Annotated in this window: 13 protein-coding genes; 10 read left to right on the top strand and 3 right to left on the bottom strand. The window is 62.0% G+C overall.

The window, feature by feature from the left end:
* On the top strand, positions 1-1893 hold a 1893-nt coding region (locus OXU50_00025), incomplete at its 5' end, for a hypothetical protein (protein ID MDD9868276.1).
* A gap of 30 nt (positions 1894-1923) precedes the next feature.
* Here OXU50_00025 and OXU50_00030 read toward each other — a convergent pair.
* On the bottom strand, positions 1924-2913 hold the full coding sequence (locus tag OXU50_00030; GenBank protein ID MDD9868277.1) for a helix-turn-helix transcriptional regulator: 990 nt from the start codon (positions 2911-2913) through the stop codon (positions 1924-1926).
* Positions 2914-3145: 232 nt separating this feature from the next.
* On the opposite strand from OXU50_00030, the gene OXU50_00035 reads away from it, so the two are divergent.
* From OXU50_00035 to OXU50_00050, 4 genes are all read left to right on the top strand, one after another.
* Positions 3146-4315, top strand: coding sequence for an AAA family ATPase (locus OXU50_00035; protein MDD9868278.1), 1170 nt, complete (start codon positions 3146-3148; stop codon positions 4313-4315).
* A 14-nt stretch (positions 4316-4329) separates the two neighbouring features.
* Entirely contained in the window at positions 4330-5289 is a 960-nt protein-coding gene (locus OXU50_00040; GenBank protein ID MDD9868279.1) for a hypothetical protein, read from the top strand.
* 73 nt (positions 5290-5362) lie between these two features.
* Positions 5363-6670, top strand: coding sequence for a hypothetical protein (locus OXU50_00045; GenBank protein ID MDD9868280.1), 1308 nt, complete (start codon positions 5363-5365; stop codon positions 6668-6670).
* A complete protein-coding gene (locus OXU50_00050; protein MDD9868281.1) occupies positions 6654-7490 on the top strand; it encodes a GT-D fold domain-containing glycosyltransferase in 837 nt (278 codons plus the stop codon). Before OXU50_00045 ends, OXU50_00050 begins: the two co-directional genes overlap by 17 nt.
* Before the next feature lie 98 nt (positions 7491-7588).
* Here OXU50_00050 and OXU50_00055 read toward each other — a convergent pair whose 3' ends face one another.
* Positions 7589-14881, bottom strand: a complete 7293-nt coding sequence (locus tag OXU50_00055; GenBank protein MDD9868282.1) for a choice-of-anchor D domain-containing protein — start codon at positions 14879-14881, stop codon at positions 7589-7591.
* Between the two features lie 198 nt (positions 14882-15079).
* Here OXU50_00055 and OXU50_00060 point away from each other — a divergent pair, with 198 nt between their 5' ends.
* The 3 genes from OXU50_00060 to argF are packed head-to-tail and all read left to right on the top strand — an operon-like array spanning position 15080 to position 18889.
* Positions 15080-16765, top strand: a complete 1686-nt coding sequence (locus OXU50_00060) for a bifunctional sulfate adenylyltransferase/adenylylsulfate kinase (GenBank protein ID MDD9868283.1) — start codon at positions 15080-15082, stop codon at positions 16763-16765.
* A 31-nt stretch (positions 16766-16796) separates the two neighbouring features.
* On the top strand, positions 16797-17996 hold the full coding sequence (locus OXU50_00065; protein MDD9868284.1) for an aspartate aminotransferase family protein: 1200 nt from the start codon (positions 16797-16799) through the stop codon (positions 17994-17996).
* Complete coding sequence (gene argF, locus OXU50_00070; GenBank protein ID MDD9868285.1) at positions 17993-18889, top strand: ornithine carbamoyltransferase; 897 nt, start codon at positions 17993-17995, stop codon at positions 18887-18889. The genes OXU50_00065 and argF overlap by 4 nt, the downstream gene beginning before the upstream one ends.
* Positions 18890-18908: 19 nt before the next feature.
* Here the strand turns inward: argF and phoU are convergent, their stop codons facing one another.
* Positions 18909-19616 (bottom strand): phosphate signaling complex protein PhoU, encoded by a 708-nt coding sequence (phoU, locus tag OXU50_00075; protein MDD9868286.1) that lies wholly within the window; start codon positions 19614-19616, stop codon positions 18909-18911.
* A gap of 80 nt (positions 19617-19696) precedes the next feature.
* Between phoU and pseB the strand changes: the two genes are divergently transcribed.
* Both pseB and pseC read left to right on the top strand, forming a co-directional pair.
* Positions 19697-20707, top strand: coding sequence for a UDP-N-acetylglucosamine 4,6-dehydratase (inverting) (gene pseB / locus OXU50_00080; GenBank protein MDD9868287.1), 1011 nt, complete (start codon positions 19697-19699; stop codon positions 20705-20707).
* Positions 20704-21861, top strand: coding sequence for a UDP-4-amino-4,6-dideoxy-N-acetyl-beta-L-altrosamine transaminase (gene pseC, locus OXU50_00085; GenBank protein ID MDD9868288.1), 1158 nt, complete (start codon positions 20704-20706; stop codon positions 21859-21861). The genes pseB and pseC overlap by 4 nt, the downstream gene beginning before the upstream one ends.
* Positions 21862-22030: the final 169 nt, after the last annotated feature.

The raw sequence follows: 22030 nt of genomic DNA on the forward strand, positions 1-22030 counted from the left end.
CAAACTGGATTCGCTGGAGGCGACTGCGGAGAGACAGGATTATTTTCTTTAGGCAAGCTGTTGATGCTGTCCGTCGCCGGCAAGTCATCAATACCCCGAAGAAAAAAACATGCTGGTTGCGGACATTATGTCACAAGGCATGAACAGATGTATCTGTTAGGAATTCACACGGGCCATGACGCATGCGCGGTGGTCTATGACGAATACCGCTTGCTGAGCGCTGTTCCTCTGGAGAGGATAACCCGCAATAAAAATGACGGCGGCTGCTATCCTTCCCCCGCTGTCGTTGAAGCCCTGGCGCAGGCGGGAATTACCCGGAAACAAGTTGGAACGGTTGTCATGGGGCGTGACGGCCAGTTTTGGGAGTCCGGTGGATACATACAGGCGCCGCCTTTCATTCAGGGGGCAAACTGGCATCTCCGCAACCTTCATCATCGCCTTTGCCATGGAGGCAGGACCCGTGAGCTTGTCTGGCACGCACGACACAGCAGGAAAAGTGCAGACTCCCTTTTCAATGCCAGGCGCTTCTGCATGGAACACGATTTCCCGCAAAAGCCCCGGCTTTTCTTCTTCAACCATCATTTCGCCCATGCACTGGGCGCGCTTTTCCACACGGATTGGGATGACGCCCTTATCTACACTGCTGACGGCAGGGGTGATAACGTCTCCTACAGTCACCGCATTCTGAAGAAAGGCGGGCTGCTGGATTGCTGGGGAGGAGAAGAGGACACGCTCCAAAAAACGCAATCCAAGGGAGGAAGCGTTGGAGAACTCTATTCCCTGACAACACGCTATCTGGGATTCAAGGCTTTGCGCCACGAGGGTAAAGTCCTGGGACTCGCCGCTCATGGGTCTCCCCGCTTTGCCGAGAGCCTGATGCGGCATTTTCATGTGGACAGGAAAGGACGCATTCTCGGTCGAGACAAACACCGCCGCCCATGGCGAAAAGCAATCAGGAACATGGCGCAGAACCATGTTCGGGAAGATGTCGCCGCATCAGTGCAAAAGGTCCTGGAAACGCTCGTTCTGGATTCAGTCGGCAAGATTCTGAGGCGTCACGCAGTGCGCCGTCTTGCCTTGTCAGGCGGCGTTTTCTCCAATGTTCGCCTGAACCAACGCCTCGCGGAAGAATTGCCCGTAGATGAAATCTTCGTCTATCCCGCCATGACCGACCAGGGTCTGGCTGCCGGAGGAGTGCTGCAATATCTGCTTGAACGGGATGGCATAACAACCTGGCTCTCCAGACGCGAGCGTCTCACTCATGTCTATCTGGGGAAAAATTATGACACGGAAGCCGATGTTCTTCTCAAACATGGCGGCGCCGAAGTTGTTCCTTATGCGCCAGACAGCCTGGAGGAGAAAATCGCCGCACTTCTTGATGAAGGAAAAATTATCGCCCTTTATCTGGGCCGTTCGGAATATGGCCCTCGTGCCCTTGGCGCCCGATCCATTCTGGCCGCGGCCACCGATGCGCGCGTCAATGACTGGCTCAACAAAAGGCTGTCGCGCACCGAGTTCATGCCTTTCGCCCCCGTCGTGAGCGCTGAAAAGGCGGAAGACATCTTTGACATCAGACCATCCATGCTCTACACCGCGCGCTTCATGACCATCACATGCAATGTCAGACCTGAATGGCGCGGCAAGATTCCCGCTGTCGTGCATATAGACGGCACGGCAAGGCCGCAGGTTATCGTCCGCGACCGGAATCCACTCTACTATGACATCCTCAAGGCTTATGAGAAACGGACGGGTATTCCGGTTCTCATCAATACCTCTTTCAATGCCCATGAAGAACCCATCATCAATACGCCCCAGGAATGCGCCGCCGCCCTTATGGAAAAGCGTGTGGATTTCGTTGCGACACACAACGCCCTCTGGGGAAAACCGGCATAAATATCAAAGTGTATTTCCTTGCTTGTCTCATCAAACTATCACCGTCAACTTGGCGCGTGACTCGTCGCTCAGCTTGCCTTCAAGCCATGCAATGCGTTCATTCTTGTGATCGTCTTTTTCTTCTCCGGGCATGAGTTCTTCAGGGATTTCAGACAGGCGGACATCGCCGAACCGCAAAGCCCATTCAGCATCATGAGAACCGCCTGTAATCTCCTCCAACTCCTTTTTAAGGAAAAGGTAGATGTATGATTCCGGACCCCATGGATCATCGGAATTCTCGATGGGGAAAGCCTTGTCCAGGATACCGGTGTCCCTTGAAAATTTTCGCAAATAGGCCATGAATGGATTCAGTCCATACAATGATTCATCTGCATCAGCAAAAAGTAGCACGCTGTCATCATTCCTGATTGTCTCGCCACAGATATCCGTCTTCTCAATAGAGTCTTTCTCGGCCCCGTAACCATCCTCGACACTCGTCAGGTACTTTGTGAAATAGAGATGATTCTCCGCTTTGGCGGTCTCATATAAATGGTCACTTGCCCTGCGTATTTCTTCGAGACATTTTTTGCGCCAGTCAAGACTGCCTTCAGCCAGCAAAACAAAAAAGAGCGGGGCCAAATTGACAATGCCTTTGAGGCCCGGACTATAGGGATAGCAATGCTCCACCAGGTCATATGCAAGCTGCACACTGGAATCAATCTTGAGATTGATCTGCCTGTCTGATGAAGGTTTGTTGCCGCTGAGTGCATCTGCATTGGCGCCCAATTTACTGGCTTGCCGTTGCATGGGGGTCAAACGTGCAGTATCAACAGGCTCGTTGCCACCAAGCACTTCTTCACTGACATCAAATGCACGAGCCAGCCGTTTCGCGGTAGTCGAGCGCACAGTCACGCTCGCCGCCGAGGACTCAATACGCGCAATTTGACGAGCTGAGACTTTGGACTCAGCAGCGAGTTTTTGCCGAGACCACTCTTTCACATCCCGCCGCAGTTCTTTCAATCTTTCTGGTTTGATTTTCATAAGTTCCTCCTTGAATAGAGTTGACTTGATTCCAAATGAGTCCTGACTTTAGCACAAAATAAAATGACATAAATGGATATTTTCATATTTTTCTATTGGTATAGTGTGACATTATAGAGAAGAGAATGACATAAGCAAAAAAATATGATAATCCACGGCAGTACCGCGGATTTTACAGAGAAATCCACAGTAGTACCGTGGATTTCTGACAATCTGTGCTATTCTCACAAATATGAAACTGAAACGAAGCGTTGATTTACCAGGGCTGCTGGCCCAAAAATCTCACTTTCTTTTCGGGCCGCGCGGCACCGGCAAAACCTTTCTGGCGCGAGAGCAACTCGGCGGAAAAGCGGCCTTTTGCGACCTGCTGCACTCCGATACTTATCTGACGCTCTCTACCAGCCCTTCGGATCTGGAAGACATGGTGCACGAGCAAATCACAAGGCCCAACGAGCCCGTATTCGTTGTTATTGACGAGATACAGAAACTTCCATCTTTGCTCGACGAAACGCACAGACTCATTGAGAGCAAGGGGTGGAAGTTTCTGCTGACTGGCAGTTCTGCCCGCAAACTTTACCGCCGTGGGGTCAACCTCCTCGCCGGCAGAGCCTGGAACCAGAACCTGCATCCCCTGACCTGGAAGGAAATACCGGACTTCCACCTGAGCCGCCATCTGCGCTACGGTGGCCTGCCTGCTGTTTACCTGAGTAGTGAACCGCGCAAAAAATTGCAACTGCAGGCATATGTGACAAATTACATCGAGCAGGAAATCCAGATGGAGGGCCTGGTCAGAAAAATTCCGCAGTTTTCCAGATTTCTGAAAGCCGCCGCCCTGACCAACGGCAAAGTTCTGAATTTTGACAAACTCGGGCGGGATTATGCGATGCCGCCGAGCACAATCCGTGAGTATTACTCGATATTGCAGGAAACCTTTATCGGCATGGTGCTTGAACCCTTGAGCAAATCCACAAAACGAAAAGCGGTAAGCACCTCTAAATTTCATTTCTTTGACACCGGGGTTCTGGCCGCTCTCAACGGCATGAAAACCCTGGAAAGAAATTCCGATATTTTCGGCAACTTCCTTGAAACCTGGCTTGTCAACGAAGTCCGGGCATATATCAGTTACCGGCGGTTGCACCTTCCGCTGCACTACTGGCGCACGACAGCGGGCTATGAAGTGGATCTGGTGGCGGATGACGAGGCCGCGATTGAGATTAAGTCCACGCGCAGAGTGGCCCGGGAAGACTTGAAGGGCCTCACGGCGCTGAAAGAAGAGGGAATCGTGGAGAAGTTTTTCCTCGTCAGCGAAGACAAGACCGCCATTTTGCGAAACGGCGTTCACTGCCTTCACTGGTCCGACTTTCTGGAAAAACTGTGGGGCGGGGAAGTCATCCGGGCGTGACAGCATGAAAGGCCATGAACAGGTTCAGCACCCGGCTGTCCGTTTTGTCGGCGGAAAAATCATCCGGGCATGACGGCATGAAAGACAGCGGGGTTGTTCGCGGTGTCTGGGCGGCGGGGCGTTATCTGGTGGCTGATGTGCCGCAGGCGCGGGCGCTTGGAGAGTGGATAGCGGAGCGCGGCTTTGAGCGTTATATCGGCGAGTCGTACCGGCTCAAGCGCCACGGGCGGCGGCGCAACAAACTGTACGGGTTTCGCCTGCCGGTGACGGCGAGCGAAGTCATCATGAAAGTCTTCCGGATTGACCCGCGTTACCGGCGCGGGCGGAAGGCGGATTTGCTGGTTCGCCAACTGATGGGAAGAGACTACAACCGCAACGCCTTTCTCTGCTGCCTGGCGATGCGGCGGGCGGGACTGCCCGTTGCCAGGCCGCTCGCGTGGTGGAGTTGGAAGCAAAAAGGTCTGTTCGGCGGGAGCAGCGTCTTTCTGTATGAAAAGATAGCGGCTGACCGGTCACTCGACGACTTCTGCCGCGCCATCAGGGAGAGCAACCGCGGCGATGCCGAACGACTGCTGGAAGCGGTCAAGCGCAAACTGGCGCGGGAACTGCACCGGATGCACAGCGCCGGCATTCGCCACCGCGACCCCCAGGCGATCAATATCCTGGTGGACGCGCCGCCTTCCAACGAGGCGGAGCAGGCAACCTTCCACTTCATTGACTACGACAGTTGCTCGCGCACGAGGGTGGCGATTCCGCTCATCAGGAAGTTTTTCGATATCCGGGATTTGCGCGTCATCTATCAGGACGAATTCGGCCCCCACGACCTCCTCGACCTGTACCCGGGCTGCGAACAGGCGGCGCTGTGGCATACTGTACTGAGGTTCTGGCAGCACGGCGGTTTCGCGCCGTGGCGCTCCACTCCGTGGCCCGGGATTGAAAAAGCAAGACGAATGAGCGGCAAAAAAGCACGATGATTGCGCGCCCTTCCCTGTGCCCTTCCCCGCACGACGGGAAGCCGCCCGCCCGCACCGCACCGCCCGACTGAAAATGGCCCAGAAGAACATCCTCCTGAACGATTTCTCCGAAGACTACACCAGTGACCTTCGTCATTACCTCGACGACGACATCAATATCAAGGTGTGGATCGGCAGAAAAAAGAACAAGGTAACGACCCTGCCGCGGGAGGACTTTTACCGCTCGCTGCTGTTCAGGAAAAACCGGCTGAAAGTCAACTACCGCTACCGGCGCGAATTTCTCGAGATCTACCCGGAAGTCAGGAAGCACGCCGACACCTTCCTGAACATGTATTGCCGGCGCCCGGTGCTCTACGGCGGCAACGACGCGATTGACATGATGGACGCCTTCCATGTCTATATCCACTTTTTCATTGACCTGCTGAAGTCCAACGACATCCGGCATGTTTTCTTTGAAGTCATCCCGCACCACGCCGACTACCTGCTCTACCTGGTCGCGAAGGCGCTGAACATCAAGACCTGGATGTTCTACTCCGCGCCCGCGCCCGGCAAGTCGTTCGTCACGAGCGACATCGAGAACATCGGTTCGCTGGACACCGGCGGCGCGGAGATTGAACCCGTCCGGCTGAAGAGAAATTACCGGAAGAAGTACTACTACATGGACAGAAAGGTCAGGACCAACCTGCCCGTCAAACTGGTTTCGGCGGCGTTTTTCAGGCGCGACCTGAACCTGTTTCTGCACCGCTTGCAGGCGCTGGCGAGAAACGCGCGATTCAAAAGAAACTACCGGCAATTTGTGGCGCCGCCGCCCACAGGGAAATTCGTCTATTTCGCGCTGCACCTTCAGCCCGAACTCAGCACCACCAGCCTCGGCGGCGTCTTTGTTGACCAGGTGCTGGCGCTGGAATGCCTGCGGGCGCTGCTGCCCGACGACTGGTTCATCGTCGCCAAGGAGAACCCGCACCAGACCTGGCATTCGCGTGGCCGCCTGTTCTACGCCCGGCTGCAGAAAATACCCAACCTGCGCTATGTCGGCAAGGAAACCGACACCTATGATCTGGTTGAACAATGCGAGTTCGCCGCCACCGTCAGCGGCAGCGTCGGCCTGGACGCCCTGAGTTTCGGCAAGCGCGTGCTGATTTTCGGCAACGCCTTCTACAAGGGCTTTCCGGGCGTCGTCGCGTGGCGCCCTGGTTTGACGCCGGAGGAAATCATCGCGGCCCCCTTCTCGCACGAGGCGTTCGAGCGCGCCCATGCACAACTGCTTCACAACACGGTGGATGCGGTGACCGATATTGGCCGCAAGCGTCTGGTCAAGAACTTTTCCAATGAGGAAAACGGGCGCGCGCTGGCCGGGGCAATCAATGCGCTCACACGCTGACCCGGCTTCCGGACTTCACGGCCACCGGGCGCTGCTGAAAAGAGCACTGCGGGCCACCGCGAGAAACACACGGTCAATCAGGCCGTTGTACAACCGAATCAATGAATACTTCTATCATTACATCCGCGACAGGTACCCGGAAGTTCTGACGGAAAAACAAACCGTGGAGCAAATCCTGGCAAAAGGAATCAGCCTCGCGCGCTACGCCGACGGTGAATTCAGATTGTGCAGAGGCAAGTCGATCGCCAGACAGCCGGCCAGCCCTGCGCTATCCAGCCGCCTGCGCGAAATACTTCGCAGCGAACATCCAAATCTTGCCGTCGGCATACCGCCCTTTCCGGACAGGGCACGCATCACGGACCCGACGATGGACTCTTTTTTCAGAAAATTCTATTTCCGCGAATGGGAGTCGGTGCACTACATGAAAGACAAGGTCTATCTGTCTTCTGCGGCGTTATGGCCCGACCATTGCGGCCTGCCGCCTGAAGAAGTGCCCGCCCATATCGAACGGTTCAGGCAGGTATGGGAGGACAGAAAAGTAACCTTTGTCTGCAATGACCGGTTCAGAGAAGCGATGTCGTCGTCAGACCTGTTTGACAACACAAAATCCCGCTCTTTCATCCGCGCTCCGGACAAAAACGCCTACGGCTGTTACGATGACCTGCTCGAACAATCCATCCGCCGCCCGACGGACAACCTGTTTTTGCTGGCCTGCGGCCCGACCGCGGCCATCCTCGCCTGCGACCTGGCCGCGAGGGGATATCAAGCCGTTGATGTCGGGGATATTCTGAAACGAACCCGCAACCGGCGCAAAAAATGAAATTCCAGGACTGCCAAGAGCGGTTGAAGAAACGAATGCCCGCCGCGTTGTCCGCGCTCCGGCGCAAGCGCGCACGCAAGGGGGCATAGCGCGCCCAATCAGCGGTATTCGTACGGCCCTTCCAGGAACACTTTCACATTGACCTGGATGCCGTGGGCGTAGGTCGCCATGTTCAGCACCCAGACTTTCTCGTCAATGTCGTTGGTTGCGAGGACAAGTCTTCCGAAGAAGGCCCTGCGGTCGCCGGTCGGCGTGACGACGAAGTTGAAACCGGTTTCTTGGCCCGGCGCCACCTCGAACGAGGACGGCATGTCGCTGCTGTAGCCGAGGCCGCTCAGCAGCGCGGCGCTGACCTTCAGCGTGTAGGTGCCGGTGTTGCGCACGGTCACGGTTTTGGTCGTCGGCCCGCGCACCACCGACAGCCGCCTGAAGACGCCGTCCTGCGGCGCCACCACGGTTCCCGACACGACCCGGTAGCGCACCGTCGCGGTCGTCGCGCCGTCCGCCGCCACCGTTTCCGTCGTCGCCATCGCCTCGACGATGTCGCCAAAATTGAGCGTCGCGCTCGACTCGACGACGCGGCCGTCGGCCACAACCTCAATCTCGGATTCAATGCCGGTGCCGCGCAGCGACAGGTTCCAGACACCTTCGTCATAGTCGTCGCTGACGATGGTCAGCGTTCCGGCGTACGGGGTCGTGCCGCTGTCCGGCGGCGCGAAACGCAGCATCCAGGTGCCGCTGGAGCCGGGCGCGATGCTGCGAACGCTAGTGTCGGCGAGGCTGAAGCCGGTGCCGGTCGCGTCAATCGAGCGGATATTGAGATTGCGCGTGGCCGCATTGCGGACAACCACCGCCGAGGTCACGACCTCGCTGACCGGCACCCGGCCGATGTCGAACACATCGCCGGACTCGACATCGGCGCCGCCCACATTGACCTCAATCTCCGGCTCGACATTGTGGATTTGCAGCCGTATCGGGAACGGGTTGATGACATCGTTGCTCTCGACCAGAATCCGCCCGGTGTGGGTGCCGCGCACATCGGACTGGAAGATCAGCCCGTTGGTGTAAATCGTCGCATTGCCGGGTGCGATTGTCCTGCGCCTGCTCAGGCCGAGGCCGGGCAAGTCGGCCTCCAGTTGAAAACCGGCGCCGCTGACGCTGAGGTCGTACACTTCCAGAGACGCGTTGCCCTGGTTCTGCAACACCAGCGAGATGCGGAACCGCTCCCTGACACCGATATTGGCGATGAAATCATAGTCGTCGCTGCTGCCGTATCCGAAAAACTGCCCGCCGATGATCATAATCGGCGTCATCAACGGCCCGATTCCGTAGCCGCTCAAATCCAGCGTCTTCACCGGGGAATGCGGGTCGTCGCTGACGATGGTCAGCGCGCCGGTGGACACCTTGACCGCCTCGTCCGGCGAGAAATACAGCGTGAAAGTGACCGTGCTGCCCGGGTCAACAGTCCGGGCCTCGCCGGCGATGTCGTAGTCGTCGCCCGCCACCGAGACGGAGTCCATGACAAGAACCGCGTTGCCGTGGTTGCCGACCGTCACGCGGGTCTCCGTCTCGGCCCGCACCGCAATCCCGCCGAAATCATAGAGGCCCGAACTCCGCTGAAAGCCCGGCTCCGCCGCCTCAATGACAATCACCGGGCCGCCGCTGACTCCGACCATGTCGAGCGTCCATTCGCCCTCGTCGGCGTCGTCGCTGGCGATGGTCAGCGTTCCGTGGTAGGTCGTGCCGTAGTCCTGCGCGAAAAGGCGCACCAGCCATGCCGCGGAGGAATTCATCGGCAGGGCACGGGAGCCGCCGCCGCCGAGCAGCGTGTAACCGGCGCCCTCCACCTCGACCGATTCAATATTGAGGTCCGAGTTGCCCTCGTTGTAAACCCGCACCGTGACGGTCTCCGATGTGGCCGGCTCGACCCCGCCGAAGTCATAGACGCCGGCGCCGGATTCATATTCCGCAGCGCCGGCCCGCACGGCAATCTCGGGGCCGATTCCGTACCCCCGCAGCGACACCGCCCGCGCCGGCATCGCATAATCGTTGCCGGTAATCGTCAGCGTTCCGATGGCGGGCGTAATCTTGTGCGGCGGCGAAAACTGCACCACCCACGCCGCGGAGGAACCGGCGGCGACTGTCCGCCCGCCGCCGCCGGCAAGGCGGTAACCGGCGCCGTCCACGCGGGCGGCGGCGTCAAGGGTTCTGCTGCCCTCGTTGTGAATCGTCACCTCAAGGGTTTGCGTCGTGTCTTCCCACACGCCGCCGAAGTCGTGGTTTGTGATATCCGGCGCGATGACCATCACCGGCCCGACCACCGCGCTGTCAAGCGCCAGCGTCCAGCGGCCCTCGTCCACATCGTCGCTGGTGATTGTCAACATTCCGCGATATGCCGCGACACGGCCCCGCGGCCTGAGAACCAGCGTCCATGAGCCGGAAGCGCCCACCGCCAGCGTGCGCATGGCCGCGCCCGCGATGCCGTAGCCCGCGCCCGCAACCTCAACGGACTCAATATGCAAATCGGCGGTGCCGGCGTTTGTGATCGTCACGGTCGCGCTCGCCTCCGCGCCCAGCACCACCCCGTCAAGGCCGTAACTTCCGGCGCCCGACTCAAATTCGGCGCCGTCCACCCGCACCGCGATATCGGGGCCGACACTGACGCCCGCCAGCGGCAGCGTCCAGTCGCCCCGGTACGGATCGTCGCTGGCAATCGTCAGCGCGCCGTGGTAAGTCCCGAAAAGCGCCGGCGGCTCAAACTGCACCAGCCATGTCGCCGAAGAACCGGCGGCGATTATCCGCGTGTCGGTGCCGGCCAGGCGGTAGCCGGCCCCGGTCACGCCGACGGACCCGACATCAAGGGGCCAGTTGCCGGCGTTCGTAACCGTCACCGCGGCGCTTGCCGATGTCCCCGCCAGCACTTCGCCGAAATGATGAACTCCGGCGCCGGATTGATAATCCGCGCCGCCCGCCGAAACGGCGATCTCGGGGCCGAAGCCCGTCCCCTGCAAGCGCACTTCCCTGCGCGGCTCGTCAAAGTCGTTGCCGGCAATCACCAGCATGCCGGTGTGGGTCGCCGCCCTGTCCGGCGGTGAAAACTGCACCGCCCATGTCGCGGAGGCGCCGGCGGCGAGCGTCCGCACATCGCCGCCGGCAAGGCGGTAGCCGGCGCCGGTCACCCCGACATCCAGATTTTCAAGATTCCGGTTGCCCTCGTTGTAAATCCTCACCTCCAGGGTTTGCGTCGTGCCCTCGCGCACCGCGCCGAAATCGTAACGCGCGATATCCGGCTCGACGGCAATCTCGGGGCCGATGACGGTGCCCGCCAGCGGCAGCGTCCAGCGGCCTTCGTCCGCGTCGTCGCTGACGATGGTCAATATGCCGTCGTAGGTGACGGCGTCGGCGCCCGGCTCGAACAGCAGCGTCCACGAGCCGGAAGAACCCGCCGCAAGCGTGCGCGTCGCGGTGCTGAGAAGACGGTAGTTGTCGCCGGCGACCTCAATGGATTGAACATGAAGATGCGCGTTGCCGTCGTTGGCGACCGTCACCGCCGCGGTGACCGGCGCCGCCGTCGAGGTCGTCTCGACGGCGTACCTTCCGGCGCCCGACCCGAAGTCCATGCCGCCCACCCGCACGGCGATATCCGGCCCGACACTGACCGCGTCCAGCGACAGCCTCCAGCCGGAGCCAATGTGGTCGGGGTCGTCGCTGACGATGGTCAGCACCCCGTGATAAGTCCCCGGAACGGGCGGCGGCTCGAAACGCAGCCCCCATTCGTCGTCAAGCCCCGGCTGTATCTTCCGCGAGTGATCATCAACCAGGCTGAACCCCGTGCCGGTCACCGCGATGGACTCGACATGAAGATCCGCGGCGCCGCTGTTGCGAACCTGCAACCCCATGATGCTGTTTGAACCCTGCCGCACACGGTCGAACGAGTAGTGCCTTCCGGTTCCCGGAGGTTGGGCGCCGATGCCGACTCCCCCGACACTGACTTCCATGGAGGGCAAGGCGACATCGGCCCGCAGCGTGGACACCCAGACCCCCTCGTCCATGTCGTTGCTGACAATGGACAGGGTCGTGCTCTGGGGCAAAATTCTCATCAACGGCGCCACAAAACGCACCACCCAGGTGGCGGAAGAAGCGGGCGCAAGCTGCCGGATGTCCGCGCCGTCAAGAAACATCCAGGAAGAACCTTCCAGCGCGACGGACTCGAAATTCAACCTCGCGTCTCCCCGGTTGAACACCCGAACCTCGACGGTTGCCGTCGTGCCCCCTGTCACATTGCCGAAGTTGTAATGCCGGGCGCCCGTGGTGAAGCCGGGGCTGCCGATCTCGACATGAATGTCCGGCTCGCCGCCGCCGCCTGTCAGCGGCAGCGTCCAGCGGCTTTCGTCGGCGTCGTCATTGACGATGACCAGCGTCGTCCGGTGCGTCGTGGCGCCGTCCGGCGGGGTGAAATGCAGCAGCCATGTGGCGGAAGAACCGGCGGCGATGAAGCGCGGGGCGTTCCCGGTGACGCCGAAAGCGCCGCCGCCCGCCTCCACCGATGTCACTCCGAGCCTGGCGCTGCCGGTGTTGGCGACGGTCACCGCCGTGATTTCCGTCGTGCCGGTGCGCACCCGCCCGAAATCATGGATGCCGGCGCCGGACTCAAAGCCCCGCCCGCCGACCGAGACGGTCATCTCGGGCTCGCCGACGGCGCCGCTCAGCCCCAGTCTCCAGTCGGGCACATGAAGATAGTTGCTGCCAATGGTCAGCGCCCCCCGGTAATCCGCGCCGTCCCCGACCGGCGTGAAATGCAGACTCCACACGCCGGTCGTGCCCGGCGCAATCTCGCGGGCGCCGCCGGTCAGGCTGAAGCCGGCGCCGGTCACGCCGATGGAATCAATGTCGAGCACCCTCTCACCGATGTTGCCGATTTGCACCATCGCGGTTTCCGTCGTGTCTCTTCGCACCCCGCCAAAATCGTAACTTCCGGAACCCGGACTGAAACCGGAGCCGCCGATGCGCACGGCCATCTCCGGCCCGACGGCCCTGACCCGCAGGAATATCACATGCACGGGGAAGGAATAGGCGTTGCTGTCTATCGTCACGGCGACGGTTCGCATCCCTCTTTCCAGCGGCCTGAACCGCGCCGGCCTGAACGGCAGGTTAAACGAGTAACTGTGGAAAAACCCGGGGTGCAGCGACAGCGCCGGGCGCATCCGGACTTGATGGCCTTCAACACCGCTGTCGCCGCCGCCGATGTGGATGTCGTCAATTCCCAGAACCCGGGTGCCGCGGTTGCGAACCAGAAGGTTGAAGGAAAGCGTGGAGCCGATGGCGAGGTCGCCCATTTCGTAAACCTCGCGGTTGTCAAGTTCCGTGACACCGTCGCCGGTGGACAGACCGACCAGAATCTCCGGGCCGACGCCCGCCCCCGTCAGGTTCAGGAGCCATGCGGCGCGTTCCGGGTCGCTGGTATGGATGTGCAACTGTCCGTGAAGCGGGGAAGCGACGGCCTGCGGCCTGAAACGCACCGTCAGGGAAGTCGAACTGCCCGCCGCAATCACGCGGGAACCGGGGGGCGAAAAACTGTAATGAGCGCGGCCCTCGGGCCCCTGCTCCACCGAGTGGATCACCAGGGCGCCGATGCCGTTGTTGCGGATGTTGACGGTCACGGTCTGCGTCGTGCCGACGAACACCTCGCCGAAATCATGCGCCGCCGCGCCCTCCCGGAAAACGCGCCCGGCAACCTCCAGGCTGACCTCCGGCGCGCGGCTGAAACCGCGCAAGGTGAACGCGCGGGTGGTGTCGGCATAGACATCGGGAACGAAAACATATGTCGAGACGCCGTGCCGCACCGCCAGGGCGCCGGCGGCTTCGACAACCGCCTCATCAAGTTCGGACAATCTGCCGTCGGCCTCCGAAACGCCGTCGTACGCGTTGCCGGCGACAATCAGCGTCGTGGTGAAGGTCCCGGACACCAGCGGTCGAAGATGCAAAGAGGCCGTCGCGGAATCTCCGACGGGCAGGACAACGGGAAAGTCGGCGGCATCCGTCCCGACATGAAGCCCGAAGCCGCCGCTGCCGCTGATTCCGTCCACTCTCAGCCACGCATTGCCGTCGCTCAAAAACCGCACCGGCACGGTCAGGGTCGTGCCGAAAATCACTTCACCCAGGTCATGGACGCCGCCCGCGGCGACAAGGTGTTCGTCAATCCACACATCCATGTCCGGCGCAAGGCCGTTCGCCCGCATGTTCATCTCCAGATGCGGGCTGTCGGAAAGGTCGGTGTAAACCCGGAAAATCGCGGTTTGCGTCCCCGGCCGGGTAACCTTGAATCCCATCGCCTTGTGAAAGACAGCGTCTTGTTTCGGGGCGATGGTCACCGGCGGCGTCAGACGGCGCATGCTGCCGGCCGGGGGTGTGGCGCCGATGCGGGTGATGTTGACGGGAAGCGCGCTGAAGTTGGTGATGAACACCTTGTCGTTGACGCTCCAGCCGAAAGGCCACCCTCCAATCTCGAGATGGCCGTCCAGAATCGAGAAGCGGCCATAGGCGAAACGCGACACCTGCAAATTCGGCTCGATGCCGGAGCCGGACAATTTCGTTCTCCATTCAATCCGCCCGGCGCTGTCGCTGGCAATGACCAGCGTTGCGGCGCTGGTGCTCGCGACATCCGCCGCATAGCGCAGCGTGAACGAAACCGAGGATTGCGACGCGATTGTCCGGATTGGGCCGTTGTTGAAGTGCGCGGAAAACGGCTTCTCCCGCCCGGCGTGTTCAAGCGTGATGCTGTCAATGTGCAAAGCCGCGCTGCCGCGGTTGGTCAGCGTCACTTTCGCCTCCGTCGAATGGCCGACGAAAGCCATCAGCGGAGGAGACGGCTGGTTGTGCAGCAGGGGGCCGCCGTTCATCTCCGCCCCCAGCTGGCCGCCCGCCGCCCGGATGGCGACACGGGTAATCCGCGGCCTGTCCGGCGCCCGGGTGGTCACAAGGCTGGCGCGCCAGCGCAAATCCGCCCCCGATTCCGGAAACACAAACGCCTGTCCGGGCGTCACCCGGTGCCAGGTGGCGCCGCCGTTGTTCGTCAGTTCCCAGACAACAACGGTGCTCTCCGGCTCGTGCACATTGGCGGTCAGCAGCAGCGTGCGCGGAACCACCGCCCGAAGGTTGATCTTTCTTGAGCGCACCTCGGCGGTCCAGTCCCCGGCATGAATCGCGACGCCGGCGGTGGACCAGTGGGCGGTCGAGCGGACATCGTCGTGCAGCGAGGTCGAGCGGAAGTCTTCGGCAAAGGGAAGCCCTGCCGGTGCGGCGTGCAATGCTCCGGCTGTCAGCAGCATTGACAACGGCGCGCCTCCGGGCAAAAGGCGTTTCAGCCAGCCTTTCCTTTGCGACTTCATCATTCCTGAAGAATTCCCCTTGACAGGGAATTCAGGTGAAAGCATTATTTTTCACAGGAAGCGGATAAAATCAAGCCCGGAATTCAATGAATTGCAAAGCACGCCCAATCAATGAGATAAAGCAATCTCTTCCGACACCGCCTCAGTTACTGCGTCGCCGCTCTTCATGATAAACTGCCGCCCCCTGCAAATCACGACACCATGACAAACCGCAAACTTCACCCGCCGGACGACGGGCGGACGGCGCTGCTGCACGAGGCGCTGCACCTGCCGCTGTGGCAACTGAGCCCGCGCCAGCAGTGCGACATTGAACTGCTGATGAACGGCGCGTTCGCGCCGCTCGACGGCTTTCTCGGCAAGGCCGACTACCAACAGGTGCTCTCCGACATGCGCCTGGCCGACGGCAATCTGTGGCCGATTCCGGTGACGCTGGATGTCACGCCGCAATTCGCCGAGCCGCTGTCGCCGGGCGACCGGATTACATTGCGCGACGAGGAGAATTTCGCGCTGGCGGTGATGACCGTCAAGGACATCTGGAAACCGGACCTGCGCCGGGAATCCGAGGCGGTTTACGGCACCCTCAACGAATCCCACCCCGGCGCGCATTACCTGCTGCATTCAAGCCACTCCATCTACCTCGGCGGACGGCTTGAAAAAATCAGCCTGCCCCACCATGTGGATTACCCGCGGCACCGGCACACGCCGGCGCAACTGAAGCAATTGTTCCGCGACAAGGGCTGGAGCCGGATTGTCGCGTTCCAGACCCGCAACCCGATGCACCGCGCGCACATTGAACTGACCCTGAAGGCGATGCGCGACGCCGACGCCGGGCTGCTGATACACCCGGTGGTCGGCATCACGCAAATCAACGACATTGACTACCACACCCGCGTGCACTGCTACCGCGCGGTGATGGATGAATACCCCCCGGACAGCGCCGTGATGTCGCTGCTGCCGCTGGCGATGCGCATGGCCGGCCCGCGCGAGGCGCTGTGGCACGGGCTGATTCGCAAGAACCACGGCTGCACCCACTTCATCATTGGCCGCGACCACGCCGGCCCGAGGAAAGGCAGCCGCGGCGAGTCGTTCTACCAACCGTTCGAGGCGCAGGAATTGTTCGTCCGCCACGCCGGCGAAATCGGCATCGAGCCGGTCGCCTTCGGAGAGATCGCCTACGACCCCGGCAAGCGCGAATACACCTTCGCCGACGCCGCCGGCGCCTCTTCCGGCAAACTGCTATCCATCTCCGGCACCAAAATGCGCGAGATGCTCGCGGGCGGCGAGGAACTGCCCGAATGGTTCACGCCGCCGAAGGTCGCCAAGGTGCTGCGCCGCACCTACCCGCCGCTGAAGGAAAGGGGGTTCACGGTGTTCTTCACCGGCCTCTCCGGCGCCGGCAAGACGACGCTCGCGAAAATGCTGGTGACCAAACTGCTGGAACAGGGCGAGCGGCAGGTGACGCTGCTCGACGGCGACATCGTACGCACCAACCTGTCGAGCGAACTCGGCTTCTCGAAGGAACACCGCTCAATCAATGTGCGGCGCATCGGCTTTGTCGCAAGCGAAATCACCAAGAACGGCGGCATCGCCATCTGCGCGCCCATCGCGCCCTACGAGGCCGACCGCCGCGCCAACCGCCGGCTGATCTCGCGCTACGGCATCTACATCGAGGTCTATGTCAGCACGCCGCTGAAGGTCTGCGAGGAACGCGATGTCAAGGGCTTTTACCGGAGCGCCCGGCAGAACCTGACGAAGTCCTTCACCGGCATCAGCGACCCCTACGAGACGCCGACCAACCCCGAAATCGCCGTGGACACCAGCGAAGAGACGCCGGAGGAACTGGTGAACCGGATTTACCAGAAAATCAGGGAAACAGGATGCCTTTGATCCGGCATCATCAACGGACGCCCTCCCCCCAATGGACGCTTCGGACGCTTCCGCGGGTTGCCTGATACAGAACTACACGCGCCTGCCGGTCACCTTCACGCACGGCGAAGGCGCGTGGCTGTGGGATGACAAGGGCCGGCGCCACCTCGACGCCATCGCCGGCATCGCCGTTTGCAGCCTCGGCCACGCGCACCCGGCGGTGACCACGGCGCTGTGCGAACAGGCGCGGCGCGTCACGCACACCTCCAATCTCTACCGGATTGCGGCGCAGGAAAAACTCGCCGGCGAACTGGCGCGCATCAGCGGCCTTGAAACGGCGTTTTTCTGCAACTCCGGCGCCGAGGCCAACGAGGCCGCCATCAAGATTGCGCGTCTTGCCGCGCGCGCCGACGGCAACAGCCACCCGGTTATCGCGGTCGCGCGCGGCGCGTTCCACGGGCGCACACTGGGCGCCTGGAGCGCGACCGACCCGCTCGGCGAGCACCCCGGCACGCCGCCGCCGCTCGCGCCCGGCTTTGTCCAGACGCCGTTCGGCGACATCGCCGCGCTGGAAAAGACCGCCGACGAAACGCCGCAACTGTGCGCGGTGATGCTGGAGCCGATTCAGGGCGAAAACGGCGTTCGCATTCCCGCCGACGGCACGCTGCGCGCGGTGCGCGAATTGTGCGACCGGCGCGGCCTGCTGCTGATACTGGACGAGGTGCAGACCGGGCTGTGCCGAACCGGCGCCTGGTATTGCTTCCGGCACGAGGGCGCCGCGCCCGACCTGCTGACAACGGCCAAGGCGCTCGGCAACGGCGTGCCCGTCGGCGCCTGCCTGGGCCGCCGCGAGACAACGCGGCATCTGGCCGCCGGCGCCCACGGCTCGACCTTCGGCGGCAACCCGCTGGCGTGCGCCGCGGCGCTCGCGGTCATCAAGACAATGGAACAGGAAAAACTGCATGAACAGGCCGCGCACACCGGCGACTACCTGCTGGGCGAACTGCGGCGCGCGCTGGCCGGCGTCCCTTCGGTTGGCGACATTCGCGGGCGCGGCCTGCTGATTGGCATTGAACTCGACCGCCCCTGCCAGGCGCTCGCGCAGGCCGCGCTGGAGCATGAACTCCTGATTAATGTCACCGCCGGGCGCGTCATCCGGCTGGCGCCGCCGCTGATAATGGAGCGGGCGCAGGCCGACCTGCTGGTCGAGCGCCTGACGGCGGTGATTGCCAACTTCGGAGACGGCGCATGAGCGCGCGGCATTTTCTGACGCTGAACGATTTCAGCGCCGCCGAACTGGCCGCGCTGATTCGGCGCGCCGCCGACATGAAGCGCGGCGCCGCGCCGCGCCCGCTGACGAACAAGACGCTGGCGATGATCTTCGAGAAGTCCTCGACGCGCACCCGCGTCTCGTTCGAGGCGGCGATGACGCAACTCGGCGGCAGCGCCATTTTCCTGTCCAGCCGCGACACCCAGCTCGGGCGCGGCGAACCCGTCGAGGACAGCGCCCGCGTGCTGTCGCGGATGGTGGACGCGGTGATGATCCGCACCTTCGACCACGAACGCGCCGCCGCCTTCGCCGCCTGCTCGGAGGTGCCGGTCATCAACGGCCTGACCGACCGCTTCCACCCCTGCCAGTTGCTGGCCGACATGCTGACCTACGCCGAGAAACGCGGCGCCATCGCCGGGCGCCTCGTCGCGTGGGTTGGGGACGGCAACAATGTATGCCATTCCTGGATCAACGCATCCGGACTGTTCGACTTCCGCCTGAACATCGCCTGCCCGCCCGGCTACGAACCGGAGCGCGCCGTGCTCGACGCCGCCGGCGACCGGGCGCGGCTGGTTCGCAGTCCGCGCGAGGCGGTCGCCGGCGCCGACCTTGTCGTCACCGATGTCTGGAGCAGCATGGGGCAGGAGGAGGAGCGCGAACAGCGCCTGCAAAGTTTCGGCGATTACCGGGTGGACGAGGCGCTGATGGAGCGCGCCGCCGGCGACGCGCTGTTCATGCACTGCCTGCCGGCGCACCGCGGCGAGGAAGTGTCCGCCGACGTGCTCGACGGGCCGCACAGCGTTGTCTGGGACGAGGCCGGCAACCGGCTGCACGCGCAAAAGGCGCTGCTGGAAATGCTGGTCGGCGGCGCCTGACCGGCGGCCCGCGGCGGCGCTACGCCTGCGATTGCGGCGCGGCCTTCAGCTTTCCGTGGCGCACATCGCGCGCCTCGACCATGTAAATCGTGTATTCCGCGATGTTCTTGATGTGGTCGCCGATTCTCTCGAACGAGCGCGAGCACCAGATGATGTTCATCACATGCGACAGATAGCGCGGCTCCTGCATCAGGTAGGTCATCAATTGGCGCAGCACCGCGGTGTATTCCTCGTCCACATCGTTGTCGCGCGCCAGCACTTGCCTGGAGAGTTCCGGGTCGAGGCGCGCGAAGGCGTCCATCACATCGTGCAGCATCTCGACGATGCTCGAGCCGAGGTGCCGGACCGTCCGCGACATGCTTTTCGGAATGGAATCAAGGGCGGAATCTTTCATCAGTTGCGCGATTCTGCGCGACTCGTCGCCGATGCGCTCCAGGTCGGTGATGATCTTCATGATTGCGATGATCAACCTCAGGTCGCGCGCCATCGGCTGACGGCGCGCCAGAATGCCGATGCACTTCTCGTCCACCTCCAGTTCAAGGATGTTGACATCGCGGTCGGAGTCCGCGACCCAGTCGAGCAACTTGCCGTCGCCCTCGACCAGGGCCGTCAGCACTTTGGAAAGGCGCTGTTCAAGGGCGCCGCCGGTTTGCAGCACCAGGCCCTTGACCTCCTCGATTTCCCTGTCGAAGCGGACGACGCTGTGCTGGAGAATATCGTTCGCCATGCGCTCCATTATAGACAAAAAATTGCGCCGCCGCCGTGCAGGCAGTATCATGGCCCGCAAACCGCACCCGAACCCCCGCAATGCTGACGAACAAAAACATACTGGTGACCGGCGGCACCGGCTCCTTCGGCAGGCAGTTCATCGCCGCCGTGCTGGAGCGTTTCCGCCCGCAGCGGCTGATTGTCTTCTCCCGCGACGAACTCAAGCAATTCGAGATGCAGCAGCGCCTCGACGACCCGTGCCTGCGCTGGTTCATCGGCGATGTGCGCGACGGCGCACGCCTGCGCCAGGCCATGAGCGGCGTGGACATCATCGTCCATGCGGCGGCGCTGAAGCAGGTGCCGACGGCGGAATACAACCCGATGGAGTGCGCCAAGACCAACATTCACGGCGCCGAGAATGTCATCCAGGCGGCGCTCGACTGCGGCGTTGAAAAAGTCATCGCGCTGTCCACCGACAAGGCCGCCAACCCGGTCAACCTCTACGGCGCCACCAAACTGGTGTCGGACAAACTGTTCGTCGCGGCCAACAATGTCGCCGGCAAAAGCCGCACCTGCTTCTCCGTCGTGCGCTACGGCAATGTCGTCAACTCGCGCGGCTCGGTGGCGCCGCTGTTCAGGCAACTGGCCCGCGAGGGCGCCGCACACCTGCCCATCACCGACGAGCGCATGACGCGCTTCTGGATTACGCTGCGCCAGGGCGTGGACTTTGTCCTCAAGAGTTTCGAGCGCATGCAGGGCGGCGAGATTTTCGTCCCCAAAATCCCGTCCATACACATCACCGACCTGGCGCGCGCGATGGCCCCGGACACGCCGCTGAAAACCGTCGGCATCCGCCCCGGCGAGAAACTGCACGAGGTGATGTGCCCGTCCGACGACTCGCACCTGACCGTCGAGTTCGACGACCACTATGTCATCGGCCCCGCCATCACCTTCTTCTCCCGCAACCACTCGTACGACACCAACGCGCTGAATGAAACAGGCCGCGCCGTCGAGCAGGGCTTTGAATACAACTCCGGAAACAACCCGGAGTTTCTGACGGTGGAGCAGATACGCGCGCTGGACGACCGCTGCGGAGCCGGCGAGGCGTGATTCCATACGGCAGGCAGGACATCGCCGACAGCGACATCGCGGCGGTGTGTGAAACGCTGCGTTCGGACTTCCTGACCCAGGGGCCGCAGACCCCGGCGTTTGAGCGGGAAATGGCGGCGTATTGCGGCGCCGCGCATGCGTGCGCCGCCAACAGCGCGACCTCGGCGCTGCACCTCGCCTGCCTGGCGCTGGAGCTGGGGCCGGGAGACTGGCTGTGGACTTCGCCGATTACCTTCGTCGCCTCCGCCAACTGCGCGCTGCACTGCGGCGCGCAGGTGGATTTTGTCGATATCGAGCCGCGCACCGCCAACCTGAGCGCCGACGCGCTGGAGAAAAAACTCGCCGCCGCCGAAAAGAAAAACCGCCTGCCGAAAATCGTCGTCCCGGTGCATCTCGCGGGCCAGCCCTGCGACCTGCGCGCGATACACGAAATGGCGCGGCATTACGGGTTCCGCATCATCGAGGACGCCGCCCACGCCGCCGGCGCCCGCTACCTCGGCGAGCCGGTCGGCAACTGCCGTTATTCCGACATCGCCGTTTTCAGTTTTCACCCGGTCAAGATCATCACCACCGGCGAAGGCGGCATCGCGCTGACCAACGACGAACATCTCGACCGGCGGATGAAACTGCTGCGCTCGCACGGCGTCACCCGCGACGAGCGCGACATGGAAACGCCGCCCGCCGGCCCGTGGGATTACCGCCAGATTGCGCTCGGCTACAATTACCGCATGACCGACCTGCAAGCCGCCCTCGGGCGCAGCCAGTTGAAGCGCCTTGACTCATTTGTCGCGCGCCGCCGGCAACTGGCGCGGCGCTACGACGAGCGTCTGGCGGAATTGCCGCCGGCGCCGCTTGAACAAGCACCCGATGGCGACAGCAGTTTTCACCTTTACATCGTCCGCGTCGCCGCGGAGAAGCATTTGCAGACTTTCACCGCATTGCGCGAAGCCGGCATCGGCGTCAACCTGCACTACATTCCGGTGCACACCCAGCCGTACTACCGCCGCCTGGGTTTCACCGCCGGCGATTTTCCGGAAGCCGAGGCGTATTACCGCGAAGCGGTCAGCCTGCCGCTGTACCCGGCATTGCGAGAAGCGCAGCAGGACGCGGTCATCGGAAAACTGCGCGAAGCGCTGGCGGGGGCGCGGTGCTGAACTATTGCAGGCAATGCGTGATGCCGGACACCAAGCCGGATTTGTCGTTCGACGACGACGGCGTCTGCAATGCGTGCAGGAATTACGAGGCCCGCGAAAACACCGACTGGGATGCGCGGGCGCGACGGCCTGATGTGGAAGGCGAATTTCCCGAAACTGTACCTCGACG

It is taken from the genome of Gammaproteobacteria bacterium, from assembly GCA_028817225.1.
In the GTDB taxonomy this organism is placed as follows: Bacteria; Pseudomonadota; Gammaproteobacteria; order Poriferisulfidales; family Oxydemutatoraceae; genus Oxydemutator.

Coding starts and splice junctions, on each gene's coding strand:
- OXU50_00065 (MDD9868284.1), top strand. CDS start 16,797: ATGGACGCTTCGGACGCTTCCGCGGGTTGCCTGATACAGAACTACACG.
- OXU50_00040 (MDD9868279.1), top strand. CDS start 4,330: ATGAACAGGTTCAGCACCCGGCTGTCCGTTTTGTCGGCGGAAAAATCA.
- OXU50_00050 (MDD9868281.1), top strand. CDS start 6,654: ATGCGCTCACACGCTGACCCGGCTTCCGGACTTCACGGCCACCGGGCG.
- pseB (MDD9868287.1), top strand. CDS start 19,697: ATGCTGACGAACAAAAACATACTGGTGACCGGCGGCACCGGCTCCTTC.
- OXU50_00045 (MDD9868280.1), top strand. CDS start 5,363: ATGGCCCAGAAGAACATCCTCCTGAACGATTTCTCCGAAGACTACACC.
- argF (MDD9868285.1), top strand. CDS start 17,993: ATGAGCGCGCGGCATTTTCTGACGCTGAACGATTTCAGCGCCGCCGAA.
- OXU50_00055 (MDD9868282.1), bottom strand. CDS start 14,881: ATGATGAAGTCGCAAAGGAAAGGCTGGCTGAAACGCCTTTTGCCCGGA.
- OXU50_00060 (MDD9868283.1), top strand. CDS start 15,080: ATGACAAACCGCAAACTTCACCCGCCGGACGACGGGCGGACGGCGCTG.
- OXU50_00035 (MDD9868278.1), top strand. CDS start 3,146: ATGAAACTGAAACGAAGCGTTGATTTACCAGGGCTGCTGGCCCAAAAA.
- OXU50_00030 (MDD9868277.1), bottom strand. CDS start 2,913: ATGAAAATCAAACCAGAAAGATTGAAAGAACTGCGGCGGGATGTGAAA.
- phoU (MDD9868286.1), bottom strand. CDS start 19,616: ATGGCGAACGATATTCTCCAGCACAGCGTCGTCCGCTTCGACAGGGAA.